This window comes from Phenylobacterium sp. (assembly GCF_016124325.1).
GTDB lineage: Bacteria > Pseudomonadota > Alphaproteobacteria > Caulobacterales > Caulobacteraceae > Phenylobacterium.
Window position 1 is genome coordinate 324,072 of sequence record NZ_WGNY01000019.1, and the last position, 12,722, is coordinate 336,793.

Annotated in this window: 8 protein-coding genes; all 8 read left to right on the forward strand. The window is 69.2% G+C overall.

The genetic code is table 11. The features are described 5' to 3' along the window. Positions 1–87: 87 nt before the first annotated feature. The 8 genes from GC203_RS12310 to GC203_RS12345 all read left to right on the forward strand — a co-directional run bounded on the left by GC203_RS12310 (position 88) and on the right by GC203_RS12345 (position 12,707). On the forward strand, positions 88–1,770 hold the full coding sequence (locus tag GC203_RS12310; RefSeq protein WP_293454720.1) for a hypothetical protein: 1,683 nt from the start codon (positions 88–90) through the stop codon (positions 1,768–1,770). Positions 1,771–1,781: 11 nt separating this feature from the next. Further along, positions 1,782–3,215 carry a CapA family protein gene (locus GC203_RS12315; protein WP_293454722.1) on the forward strand — a complete coding sequence of 478 codons (1,434 nt, stop codon included), beginning with the start codon at positions 1,782–1,784 and terminating at the stop codon, positions 3,213–3,215. Between the two features lie 187 nt (positions 3,216–3,402). Further along, positions 3,403–3,879 (forward strand): sigma-70 family RNA polymerase sigma factor, encoded by a 477-nt coding sequence (locus tag GC203_RS12320; protein WP_293454723.1) that lies wholly within the window; start codon positions 3,403–3,405, stop codon positions 3,877–3,879. Beyond that, a complete protein-coding gene (locus GC203_RS12325) occupies positions 3,876–4,949 on the forward strand; it encodes a FecR domain-containing protein (protein WP_293454725.1) in 1,074 nt (357 codons plus the stop codon). The genes GC203_RS12320 and GC203_RS12325 overlap by 4 nt, the downstream gene beginning before the upstream one ends. A gap of 83 nt (positions 4,950–5,032) precedes the next feature. Beyond that, the gene (locus tag GC203_RS12330) at positions 5,033–8,251 is read left to right on the forward strand and encodes a TonB-dependent receptor plug domain-containing protein (RefSeq protein ID WP_293454727.1); all 3,219 of its coding nucleotides are present in this window, start codon (positions 5,033–5,035) and stop codon (positions 8,249–8,251) included. 125 nt (positions 8,252–8,376) lie between these two features. Continuing rightward, positions 8,377–9,573 (forward strand): MFS transporter, encoded by a 1,197-nt coding sequence (locus GC203_RS12335; RefSeq protein ID WP_293454846.1) that lies wholly within the window; start codon positions 8,377–8,379, stop codon positions 9,571–9,573. Further along, positions 9,570–11,483, forward strand: coding sequence for a CocE/NonD family hydrolase (locus GC203_RS12340; RefSeq protein WP_293454728.1), 1,914 nt, complete (start codon positions 9,570–9,572; stop codon positions 11,481–11,483). The genes GC203_RS12335 and GC203_RS12340 overlap by 4 nt, the downstream gene beginning before the upstream one ends. A 3-nt stretch (positions 11,484–11,486) precedes the next feature. Further along, positions 11,487–12,707: an aminotransferase class V-fold PLP-dependent enzyme gene (locus GC203_RS12345; protein WP_293454730.1), complete on the forward strand. Its 1,221-nt coding sequence runs from the start codon at positions 11,487–11,489 to the stop codon at positions 12,705–12,707. Positions 12,708–12,722 lie beyond the last annotated feature (15 nt).

Consider the following 12,722-nt stretch of genomic DNA (forward strand, 5'->3'; position numbering starts at 1 on the left):
GCGGCCGCGCGCGACCCGCCGTCGCGGCGCCGGGATTCCGCGGGGTCAGGCGTACTACTGGACAGGCGGCGGGTGCGGGAGGTTTTCATGAGGTCGGTCTTTGGCGCGGGCGCGGCGGCCCTGATCCTGGCGACATCGGGCGCTGCCAGCGCCGCCGATCAGGCGCCGCTGATGACCGTGCTGATCCGGCCCGGCAAGGTCGACACCGCCACCTCCCGCGGCCACATCGACGTCGTGATGACCATCCCGAGCGTCCGCGCGGCGCGCGGGGAGCCGCTGCTCTCCATGGGCTTGTTCACGCCGGGACTGGCGCACCCGCAGGTCATGGAGGCGCTTGCGGTCGCCGACGCCTCGGGGCCGGTTCCGCTCACCCCCACCGTGGGCGTGGGCGGGGCGCACCGATGGGCGCCGGACCGCGCGGTCGCCGGCGCGGTCACCGTCACCTACCGCCTGCTGGCGGAGAACATCCCGGCGCTCCGGGGCGGTCCCCCGACGGCCCTGAGGGTCGATGGCGACGCGGTCTCGGCGGTGGGCGACGCCATGCTGATTTCGCCGGCCGTGACCGGCGACTATCGGATCGCGCTGAAGTGGGACGTTTCGGCGATGGGCGCGGGGGCGGAGGGCGTCTCCAGCTGGGGCGACGGCGACGTCACCTTGCCGGCGGGGCCTGTCGGCCGCCTGGGGCGCGCGGTCTATATGGCGGGCCATCTGGGTCACGAAACCGACGGGGCGTTCTCGGCGGTCTGGGCCGAGGGCCAGCCCCCGTTCGATCCGCGACCGCCGATGAAGTGGACGGCCGACCTTCACCGCAGGATGAGCGCCTATTTCAAGGACAGGACCGAGCCGCCCTATCGCGTGTTCATGCGCTTCAATCCGATGAACGCCGGCGGCGGCGCGGCGCTGACACATTCCTTCATCATCACCTATGGCAAGGGCGTCACCGGCGAGAACTTCAAGAGCATCCTGGGTCATGAAATGACCCACACCTGGACCGCCAACGACATCGGCAACTGGTACGACGAGGGCGACGCCGTCTACTATCAGGCCCTGATCCCCTGGCGCGCCGGCCTGATCAGCACCGACAAATACCTCGAAGACCTGAACGGCACCGCGTACCGCTATTTCACCAACGCCCTGCGCGACGTTCCGGAGGCCCAGGTCGCGCCGCGCTTCTGGGAGGACACGCGGATCCGCGTGCTGCCCTACGACCGCGGCGCCATGTACTTCGCGAGGCTCAACGGCATGTTGCGCCGCGAGTCGGGCGGAAAGCGCGGGATCGACGATCTGGTGCTGATCATGATCGACAAGGCGAGGAGGGGCGAACCGCTCAGCGAGCAGACCTGGGTCGACCTGCTGCAGAAGGAGATCGGGCCCGAGGGGCCGGCGGCCCATCGCAACATGATGTCCGGCGGGCTGGTCCTTCCTGAGTCCGACGACTTCGGGCCCTGCTTCCAGCGGGTGACGAAGAAGATGCGCCAGTTCGACCTGGGCTTCGACAATGCGTCGATCACCTCCGACCCCAAGGTGATCAAGGGCCTCAAACCCGATTCCGAGGCGGCGCGGGCCGGGCTGCGGGACGGCGACGTGATCGCCTACGCGGTGGCGCTCGACGCCGTCCAGGGCGACCTCGACCGCAAGCTGGAGCTGACGGTCACGCGGGACGGCAAGACGTTCCCGCTCAGCTACGTCCCGCGCGGCGCCGCGGTGGACGCCTATCAGTGGGAGCGCAAACCCGGCGCGCCCGACGATGCGAGCTGCAAGGTCTTCTGAGGAACGTGAGCATGAACCGCGCCCACCTGCGCCGCACCGCCGCCGGCGCCCTGACAGCCCTGCTCTTGGCCGCCGCGGCCTCGGCGACGGCTCAGTCCCTGCCTGCCAAGCCCTCGAATGAGCCGGAGGATTTCCTCAAGGCGCCGCCGAAGCCGGCGAGCCTGAAAGGCCGCTTCAGCCTCGTGACGGTCGGCGACCTGCTCTACTCGCATCCGATGGCCGAGCGGGACGACCCGGCGTTGCAGAAGGTGATCGAGCTGATCCGTTCGGGCGACGTGACGATCGCCAACCGCGAGGGCCCGACGCTCGACATCAGCGACGGCCGTCGCACCGGCTACGGCGATGGCCTGCTGTGGGCCGAGCCCTCGCTGGCCCAGGACGAGAAGGCCATGGGGATCGACATGGTCTCCATCGCCAACAACCACTCCACCGATTGGGGCGGCGAGGGGATGCTGGAGACCATCCGGCTGCACGAGCAGGCCGGCGTGGTCACCGCCGGCGGGGGCGCCAACCTGCAGGCCGCGCGGCGGGCCGGCATACTCGCGACGCCCAAAGGCCGGGTCGCCCTGGTCTCCACGGCCTCGACGTTCAAGGCCAATGCGGGCGCCAACGACGCGTTCGGCGAGGTGGGAGCGCGGCCGGGCATCAGCCTCCTGCGCACCCGCACCATCCATCTCGTGACGGCGGCTCAGTTCGCCACGATCCGGACCCTGGCGACCGAGCTTGCCTCGCCGCTCAAGCCCGCGCCGGCGGTCGACGCCACCGAGATCGTCTACGAGGGCGAGACCTACCGGCCCGCCGACAAGCCCGGCCTCAAATACGAGATGGAGCTGTACGACCATGCGGGCCTGCTGAAGGCGGTGCGAGAGGCGAAGGACAACGCCGACCTCGTGGTCTTCACCATCCACGCCCACGAAAGCCCGACGGGCGTGGACGACGATACGCCGGCCCCCCCGGACTTCCTCGTGAAGCTGTTCCACGACTGTGTCGACGCCGGCGCCGACGTCATCCTGGGCGGCGGGCCGCATTCGCTGCGGGGCGTCGAGATCTACAAGGGCAAGGTCGTGCTCTACGGAATGGGCGTCTTCTTCATCAACGGCGAGATCAAAGGGCTGCAGGAGAGCGCGCTGCGCGTGTTCCCCGACGCCACCGGCCACGCGCCGCCGCCGAAGCCCGAGGAACGCTCGGTGCGCCCGGGCGGCAATCCGGCAAGCTGGTACGATGGCGTGGTCGCGATCACCGAATTCGACGGGCCCAAGGCCACGGCCGTGCGCCTCTATCCGCTGGACCTGGGCAACACCTACGATCGCTCGCGTCGCGGCATTCCGCATTTCGCGGACCCGGCCAACGCGCGCCGGATCCTGGCCGACCTGCAGGAGGATTCCGCGCCCTTCGGCACGAAGATCGAGATCGACGGCGATGTGGGCGTGATCCGCATTCCTTGAAGCGCGGCGGCGGCGTTCGGCGCCGTATGACAGGCCTGTCGCAGACAAGTCGCGTCGATCGGTTAGGGTGATCGCAGATTGTTCAGAAGGGAAATCCGCGTGTCGCGCGTATTACCGGCGGTGGAGTCCTGGCCGATGGACTGGAGCAGACCCGGTGCGATCTGAGGCGAACGCGGCCGTCAGCGCGATGAGCGAGCGATTTCGCCCGGCGCTTATCGCGTTCTTCACGCGGCGCATTCGCAATGCCGCGGAGGCCGAGGATCTGACCCAGGAGGTGCTGCTGCGCGTGACGCAGAAGGGCGCGACGATCGACGCCTCTCGCCCCGACGCCTACGTGTTCCAGATCGCCGCCAACCTGCTGCGCGACCGCGGTCGCCGCCAGAGCGTGCGCAACGCCTATCAGGCCGCGCTGGGGGCCGAAGCCAATCGGGTCGAGGAGCGCGATCCGGATCGCGTGCTGCAGGCCAAGCAATCGCTGACCACGGTGCTCGAGGCGTTGCGCCAGCTTCCGGAGCGGACGCGCACGATCTTCGTGCTGTTCCGTCTGGAGCACATGAAGCAGCGGGAGATCGCCGACATGCTGGGCCTGTCGGTCCGCACCGTCGAGCAGCACGTGGTGCGCGCCAGCCTGCACCTGCGCGATTGCTTCGGAGACGAGCGATGATGCGCGCGCCGCTGTCCTTCGGCCACGAACGCGTGGAACGCGCCGCCATCTGGGCCGCGCGCCTGGGAGACGGCCCGCTGTCGCCGGGCCAACAGCAGGAATTCCAGGCCTGGCTCGAGGCCGATCCGGCCAACGCGCCGGCGTTGCGTGAGATCATCGGGGCCTGGGAAGAGGTTGAGCACTATGCGACCAGCGCCGAGGTCATGGCGCTGCGCGAAGCGTCCCTGGCGTCGGCCCGTCGCACAATGCATAGGCGCACTGGCCGCTGGCCGCGATTGCGGGTCGTCTGGGCTGCCGCGGCGGCCCTGTTGCTCGTGGTGTCGATGGCAGGCGCGGGCGCCTGGATCTGGCTGACGCCGAGGACCTATCAGACGGGGGTCGGCGAGCGGCAGGTGGTGGCCCTGAGCGATGGCTCCAAGCTGTCGCTGGACGCCGACACCATCGTGAAGGTCGCCTACACCCATGACAACCGGAAGCTCTGGTTGGAGCGCGGCCGCGCGCGCTTCGAGGTGGCCAAAAACCCGCTACGGCCGTTCTCGGTGACCGCCGGTGACGAGGTGGTGGTGGCCACCGGCACCGCCTTCAGCGTCGAACTGCTGCAGAAGCAGGTCCACGTGGTGCTCTACGAAGGCCATGTGATGCTTCTGGACCGCACCGGCGATGGTGCGCGGCGGACCGTGGCGGTCGGCGAAAGGACGCTACCCGCCGATCAGCTCCTGGCCCCCGGCCGCGAACTGATCATCCCCGCGCACCTTCCGACTCAGGCGGCCGTCGTGCCGGCGGTGGTGACCCCGTCCGATCCGGTGCGTTCGCTGTCTTGGGAAGGGGGCCAGCTGGTCTTCGAGGACGAGAGTCTGGCGGCGGTCGTCGAGCGGATGAACCGCTACGCCGAACGGCCCTTGCTGATCGGCGACGCCGGGGCGGCGAGGCTCCGGGTCTCCGGCGTGTTCCGGGCTGGCGACACCGACGCCCTCGTCCAGGGCCTGACGGCCGCGTTCGACGTCCAGGCCCGCGCGGGGGCCAACGGGATCGTGCTTTTCAGGGGTGAAACGGCCGATCCTCCAGCCTGAGCATTCGGCTTTCCGAAGCTCGTGCGTATCACCCTCCAGACGGCGGATTCGGGTTCGCCGATCCAAAAGAGGGGGCTCTTGAAATGACGGGACTTCGGGTGGCGGGCCTTTGGGGTTCGACGGCGGCGGCTGCGCTGATGATGATGGCGGCGCCGGTCGCGGCGCAGGCGCAGACTCAGACATTCAAGTTCGACCTGCCGGCCCAGAGCCTGGGCGGCGCCCTGCGGGCGTTCGGGCAGACGTCGCGACAGCAGATCATCTTCGCGGAGGACGACGTTCGCGGAAAGACGAGCCCCGCCCTGCAGGGATCGTTCACCGCCGATGAGGGCTTGAACCGCCTTCTGGCGGGCAGCGGCCTGTCGGTCCGCCGCACCGCCGCCGGAGTGCTCTATGTGGGGCGAGAGCCGGCCCCGAGCGCGACCGCCTCGGGCGCCCCGGCCTCCAGCGATCTGACCGAGGTCCAGGTGACGGGTTCGCGGATTCGCCGAACGGACACCTCTAGCGCCTCGCCCGTCACCATGGTGACCGCCGACGACCTGACCGAACGCGGCTTCACCCAGGTCGGCGACATGCTGAACCAGCTGACCTCCAACACCCCGTCGTTCGCCCAACCGCCGTTCTCCGGCATCCCGGCCGGCTCGGGCCAGACCTTCCCAAACCTGCTGAACCTCGGCGCGGGGCGCACCCTGACGCTGATCAACGGCCGACGGATGGTCGCCACCTCCAGCGACAACTTCGGCTCTCGGGGCGTCGACGTGAACATCATCCCCGCGGGGCTGATCGAGCGGATCGACGTGGTGCAGGCCGGCGGCGCGGCGGTCTATGGCTCCGACGCCATCGGCGGGGTCGTCAACTACATCCTGAAGGACCACTTCGAAGGGCTCACGGCCGACGTCCAATACGGCATCAGCTCGCACGGCGACGATCCGCGGCCCGCGGCTCGCGTGACCTTCGGCAAGAACTTCGCGGGCGGACGCGGCAACATCGCGGCCGACATCGAGTACTCCAAGACCGATCCGCTGCTCGAGGCCGATCGAGAGTTCTTCAAGTCCGGCGTGCGCAGCGTCACCAACCTGGCCAATACCTCGCTCACGGATGGCCAGCCGCCGACGGCGCTGATCCTCAACGGGCACCTGTGGCGCTACAACAGCAACGGCGTCATCTTCACCACCAACACCACCTCGCCGACCGGGCTGCTGCGCGACGGCGCCGGCCAGGCGCTGCAGTTCTCGCCCGACGGGTCGTCGGTCATTCCCTACGATACCGGGGTGATCGGACCGAATTCCAGCTCGGCTTCGGGCGGCGATGGGCTCGACGCACGCCGTCTGTCCACCCTGGCGACGGGCGTGAAACGCTACACCGGCACGCTGGTGGGCCACTACGACCTGACCGATCGCATCCGGGCCTCGAGCGAGTTCCTCTACTCGCGTGAGGTCGGCGACGACGAGATCGGCACGCAGGGCATGGTCAAGTTCGTGGGCGGCTTCGCGCCGGGCGGGCAGGGGCCCGTATCCTTCACGCGGACCAACCCGTTCCTGACGCCCGCCCAGATCGCGACCCTCAGCGCGGCGAGCCCCACATTCGCCGCCGGAGGGCCTCTGGTCCTGTCGAAGATGTACAACGTCATTCCGCAGAACCGGACCACCAAGACCGACGTCTGGCGCTTGGTGGGCGCTCTGGACGGCGACTTCACGCTGGCGGATCGCGACTTCTACTGGAGCGTCTCGGCCAGCCACGGCGAGACCAAGTCACACCAGACGGTGCTGGATTTCGACCTCGCCAAGTCGGCCAAGTCGTTCAGCGCGGCGAGGAACGCCGCCGGCCAGATCGTCTGCGCGGTCAACGCCGACGCCATCACCACCAACGACGATCCGGCCTGCGTGCCGTTCAATCCGTTCATCAACGGGGGCAATGACGCGGCCGTCGCCTATTTCGCGGTGCCGGTCGGCGGCTCGACCCGCAACAAGCAGGACGACATCCTGCTCACCCTCGGCGGCGACATCGTCACGCTTCCCGCGGGCAAGGCGAAGTTCTCCGTCGCCTACGAGCATCGCGCCGAGAGCGCCCGGTTCGACCCGTCGGCGGCCAACCTGTCCGGGATCACCGGACAAGGGCAGAGCTTCGCCGAGCGCGGCAAGTACAACACCGACGAGTTCTCCGGCGAACTGCTGGTCCCCCTCGTCGGCGGGGACTTCACCCTGCCGCTCATCGAGGCCCTCGACGTCAGCGGCTCCTACCGCCACGTCGACAATTCGCTGGCGGGCAAGGAAGAAGTCTGGGGCGTCGGCGGCAACTGGACGATCGGCTGGGGCCTCGGCCTGCGTGTTTCGCGCAGCCGCAACTTCAGTGCGCCCACCTTGGGCCAGCAGTTCGCACCGACCAGCGTCAACCCCGGCAACCCGGCCCAGGACCCCTGCGACCGGACGCTGATCAACGGCGGGCCCAATCCGGCGGTCCGCCTGGCGAACTGCCAGGCGCTGTTTGCGGCGCACCCGGAGTACGGTCCGCTCGCTTCGTTCAACGACCCGGCGATCAACACCGGTCTCGTCGCTCTGACCGTCGGGGGAAACCCCAACCTGAAGAACGAAGTGTCGAAGACCTGGACGTACGGCCTCGTGTATGCGCCGCGGTACGTGCCCGGCCTGACGCTCAGCGCCGACCGCATCGAGATCGACCTGACCAACGGCCTTTCGTCCTTCACGATCAACAACTTCCTCAGCGTCTGCTACGACACCCAGCCGCAGCAGACGTCGTTCTGCGACACCTTCACCCGCGATTCCCGCGGCTTCCTGCAAACGGGACGCGAGACGACCTTCAACGCCGGGTCGGTGCTGTATCGTGGCGAGATCTACAATTTCAGCTACCGCTTCCCGATCGGCCGCTTCTTCGGCGACGCCGACCTCGGCTCGCTTGAGGTGGCCGCCGAAGCGACGCACACCTCACGTCAGGAGACCTCGGTCACCGGCTTCGATCTGACGAGGAGCCAGGACACGCCGTCCGCCCCCGATTGGCGGATCCGCTACGACCTGCGGTACTCCAAAGGTCCGCTGAAGCTGTTTTATTCGTTGTACTATCTGCCGTCGGTGCGGGCGAACGCCACCGCGACGATCGAGTCCACGCCGGTGCCGGTGATCAAGGCGAACTACCAGCATACGATCTCGGCCCAGTATGACCTCGGCAACAACATCACCATTCGCGGCGGCGTGGTGAACCTCACCGACGAAGGGCCTTCCTTCAACTCGCGGATCTACGGCGACCTCTACGGGCGACGGTATTTCCTGGGCGTGACGGCGCGTTACTAGAGCGGGTCGGGGAAAGGTGTGATGCGGCCTTCCGCCCGCAGCCCGTTTCAGGCCGTTGATGGACGGGCACGGTTCAGGGATCAGGTGACGTCGCCTGATCCGAACGTGCTCCTAGCCCTTCGGACATCGTCGTGACGGTCTTCATCTGCTTCCTTGCAGCGCTGCTGGAAGGTGCGGACATCGTTTCGATGGGCTTGGCGGCCCCCTCGGTCGCCGGGCAGTTCGGGTTCCGGCCCGAACAGATGTCCTACATCCTGACGGCCACCATCGTCGGCTTGATGGCCGGCGCTGTGGTCGGTGGCCGGGCCGGGGACCACTTCGGCCGCAAACGCGTGCTGCTGGTCGCCTTCCTGACGCTGGCCGTGTTCTCGCTGCTGACCTCGCTTGCCACGGACCTGGACCAGTTCATCGTCGTGCGGCTGCTGTGCGGCCTCGGCCTTGGCGCGGCGTTCCCCAATCTGATCGCCCTGGCGTCGGAAGCCTCGCCGCCGGAGCGTCGCAGCACGGGGGTCGGGCTGATGTTCTGCGGCCAGCCTGTCGGCGGGTCGTCGCTCGGCCTGTTCGTGGCCAGCCAGGGCGGGGGGCTGGACTGGCGGACCATCTTCCACCTCGGCGGCGTGCTGCCACTCCTGCTCCTGCCCCTGCTGGCGTTCGCGCTTCCGGAATCCCGCGCCTTCCGCGAGGCCCAGCACGCGCCTTCCGCGGTCCGCGCACCCGTGGCCGTCGCATTGTTCGGCGAAGGGCGGGCGGCGGTCACCGGCTTGCTTTGGACGAGCTACGGTTTCACCCAGGTTGTGGTCTACTTGATCAACAACTGGCTCCCCACGCTGATGGTGGCCAAGGGGTTTTCTCCGTCGCAGAGCGGGCTGATCTCGGCCTTCGAGAATGCGGGCGCGGCCGCCGGCTGCATCGTCCTGGCGATGGTGGCCGATCGCGGATGGCTCAGGGCCGTGCTGGCCGTCAGCTATATGGCCATCGCCCTCTCCCTGGCGGGACTTGGCGCGGCGCAGGGCTTCTGGCCGGTGGTGGGCGCAGGGATCGTCGTCGGCTTCTTCGCCATCGGCGGACAACTGGTGCTCTACACGCTTGCGCCGGCCTACTACCCGACGCTCAGCCGCGCCACGGGGGTGGGGGCGGCGGTTTCGTTCGGCCGCCTTGGCGGGATCGCGGGCCCCCTGGCGGCGGGTAGGCTGATGGCCCTGGGGCTTGCGCCGGCCGGCGTCCTGTTGGCGGCGACGCCCTGCGCCGTGCTCGCGGGGGTCGCGGCCCTGGCCGTCGCTTGTCGCCCGCCGGCGGCGCACGAACATCCGCCCGCGGCATGAGCCGGGCGCGCCGCACGATCCTCGGCGTGGCGGCGGCCCTGGCGCTGGCCGGCCTGGCGGTCGCGTCCGCGGGCTGGGCCGCGCCGCCCGTAGACACCCTTCCGTCCGACCTGACGCCCGCCTACCGGCCCGTCGACGCCGAAGCCGACTACGTTCGGCGCGGAGTGATGATCCCGATGCGCGACGGCGTGCGGCTCTATGCGCTCGTCGTCATGAAGAAGGGCCTGGATCATGCCCCGATCCTGCTCGAGCGGACGCCCTACGGCGCCGATGGCGCGCTGGGCCGCGGGAGTCAACACCTGTCGCAGCTGGTGTCGCCCGCCGAGGCGGCCATCCTCGAGGATGGCTACATCCGGGTGTGGGAGGACGTGCGCGGCCGCAATCGCTCGGAGGGAACCTACGTCACCAACAGGCCGCTCAGCGGGCCGCTGAATCCGACCGGCCTCGACCATGCCACCGACACCTACGACACCCTCGAATGGCTGGTGAAGAACATCCCGGAGTCGAATGGCAAGGTCGGCGTCATCGGCGGGTCCTACGACGGCTTCACCGCACTGATGGCCTCGGCCAGCGGCCATCCGGCGCTGAAGGCGGTCGTGGCGGTCAATCCGATGGTCGACGTCTGGAAGGGCGACGACTGGTTCCACAACGGGGCCTTCCGGCAGATCACCCTGAACGTGCTGCCGATCATCATGTCCGGGAAATCCGGCGGGGTCCCGCCGCCGACCGGGGCGGTCGACCTCTATGCGCGCATGCTGGAGGCGGGTTCGGCCGGCGGATACATGCGCCGCTACGGCCTCGACCAGTTCGCGGCCGCCAGACGCTTCGTCCAGCATCCGGCGTATGACGCCTGGTGGCAGGGCCAGGCCCTGGACAGGCTGCTGGCCGAACGCCCCATCACCACGCCTTTGCTGCTGGTGGCCGGGCTCTATGACGAGCAAGACCAGTACGGCGCGCCCGCCGTGTTCAGCGCCCTGCATGCGCGCGACGCGAACCACCTGGTCTCGCTGCTGGTCGGGCCCTGGGCGCACATGGGCGTCTTCGGCGACGGGTCTTCGCTGGGCGCGCTGAAGTTCGGAGAGGACACCGCGGCCCGCGCGCGACGCGACGTCATCAAGCCCTTCCTCGATGCTCGTCTGAAAGACGGAGCGCCGTCGTTCACGCCGCCGCCGGTGACCAGCTATTCGGTCGGGCCGGGCGGAGGCTGGCGCACCGCGGACGGCATCCCTGAACCGTCTGCCGCGCTGTACCTGCGCGCCGGCGGGCGCCTGGCCTGGACGCCTCCGACAGCCGGCGAGGCGGCGCGCGACGACTATGTGTCGGATCCGGCCAAGCCGGTCGGTGTGCTGCCGGGCGCCTTCCTCTTCACCAGCCGTTCGGACAGCTGGCGAACCTCGCTGGTCGCCGATCAGCGCTTCGCCGGCCGTCGGCCAGACGTGCTGACCTATGCGACCCCGCCGCTCGAGCGGCCGGTCCATATCTTCGGCCATGCGCAAGCCGAAATCCGGTTCGCCACGACCGGCGAGGATGCCGACCTCGTCGTCAAACTGATCGACGTCTGGCCGGACGAGGCCGAGGACCTGGCCATGGCCGGCTACCAGCAGCCGATCGCCATGGAGATCTTCCGCGGTCGCTACCTTCACGCCTCCGATCGCCCGACGCGGCTGACGCCCGGCGAGGTCGAGACGTGGCGCTTTGCCCTGCCCATGGCGGACCACCTCGTGGCCAAGGGGCATCGGATCATGGTCCAGGTGCAGTCCACCTGGTTTCCCGTCTACGATCGAAACCCGCAGACCTTCGCGCCCAGCATCTTCGACGCGAGCCCCGACGACTATCGGAAGGCGACCATGAGCGTGATGCACACCCCCACCCAGGCCAGCATGGTCCGCCTTCCGATCGCGGGCGAATAGGCGGTGCGCGGGCTGTCGCGGCGGGGCCTCATCGGGGGCGCGGGCAGCCTGCTTCCCGTGGCGGGGGTCGCGGAGGGGAGCGAGCCCGCGCTTTCAGGTCGAGACGGCTTCACGGTCCGGGGCGTCTACCTGGATGCGGCCTTCACCCACCCCGTGGGACGTTTCGCGCAGGAGGCTGCGGACCGCTACGTCGAGGCGCGGCGGCGCGACCCTCAGGCCGTGGGGCCGCGCGGCAATCCGAGGCGCGGGGCCGTGGAGAGGTTCGCGCGCCTGATCAACGCCGAGCCTGCTGACGTTGCGGTCGTGCCCAGCACGCTGGTCGGCGAGAACCTGCTGAACGCGGCTCTGGGGACCGGGCCCGGCGCAGGCGTCGTGACCGACGCCCTGCACTACGATGGGGCGCTGGCGCTCTATGGCGAGTTGCGCCGTCGCGGCGCCCCGGTCGCGGTGGTGCGGCCGCGCGACAACCGCATCGACCTGGCCGACGTGCGGGCCGCGATCACCCCGCAGACCCGCCTGGTCGCGGTGTCCCTGGTGTCCGGCGTGACCGGCTTCACCTACGACCTCGCCGAACTGTGCGAGGTGGCTCACGCGCGTGGGGCGCTGGTCTACGCCGACATCATCCAGGCGGCGGGCGCCATGCCCGTCGACGTCAAGGCGGCCGGCGTCGATTTCGCCGCTTGCGGGACCTACAAGTGGCTGATGGGCGATTTCGGTACGGCGTTTCTCTATGTGCGCCCGGATCGGGTCGATCGCCTGCGGCGCGTCGAAGTGGGATGGCGACAAGTGACGCGCCAGGAGAGTCACGTCCTGCCGTTCGAGTCTCCAGGACCGGCGCTGGGAGCGTATGAACTGGCCGGCGGCGCGGAGGGCCTATTCGAGGTCAGCACGCCGGCGTGGGGCGCGCTGGCGGTCGCGCAGGCATCGCTCGACGCAATTCTCGCCCGGGGCGTCGAAGACATCGCGCGTCAACGCCAGCCGCTGATTGAGTATCTCCAGGCGGCGCTGACGGACCTGGGATTGCAGCCTCTGACGCCCAGGGATTCCGCAGGACCGATCGTGGCCTTCGCCGCGCGGGACGCCGCCAGGCGCTTCGACGCCAAGCTGAAGGCGGCCGGGGTCACGATCTCGACCTTCGAACATCGAATCCGCGTTTCGCCGTCCGTCTACAACACCGCCGAGGACGTCGCGCATCTGGTGGAGCTGCTTGCCACCGAGCTCTGATCCCGCCTGACACCG

Coding starts and splice junctions, on each gene's coding strand:
- GC203_RS12310 (WP_293454720.1), top strand. CDS start 88: ATGAGGTCGGTCTTTGGCGCGGGCGCGGCGGCCCTGATCCTGGCGACA.
- GC203_RS12315 (WP_293454722.1), top strand. CDS start 1,782: ATGAACCGCGCCCACCTGCGCCGCACCGCCGCCGGCGCCCTGACAGCC.
- GC203_RS12320 (WP_293454723.1), top strand. CDS start 3,403: ATGAGCGAGCGATTTCGCCCGGCGCTTATCGCGTTCTTCACGCGGCGC.
- GC203_RS12325 (WP_293454725.1), top strand. CDS start 3,876: ATGATGCGCGCGCCGCTGTCCTTCGGCCACGAACGCGTGGAACGCGCC.
- GC203_RS12330 (WP_293454727.1), top strand. CDS start 5,033: ATGACGGGACTTCGGGTGGCGGGCCTTTGGGGTTCGACGGCGGCGGCT.
- GC203_RS12340 (WP_293454728.1), top strand. CDS start 9,570: ATGAGCCGGGCGCGCCGCACGATCCTCGGCGTGGCGGCGGCCCTGGCG.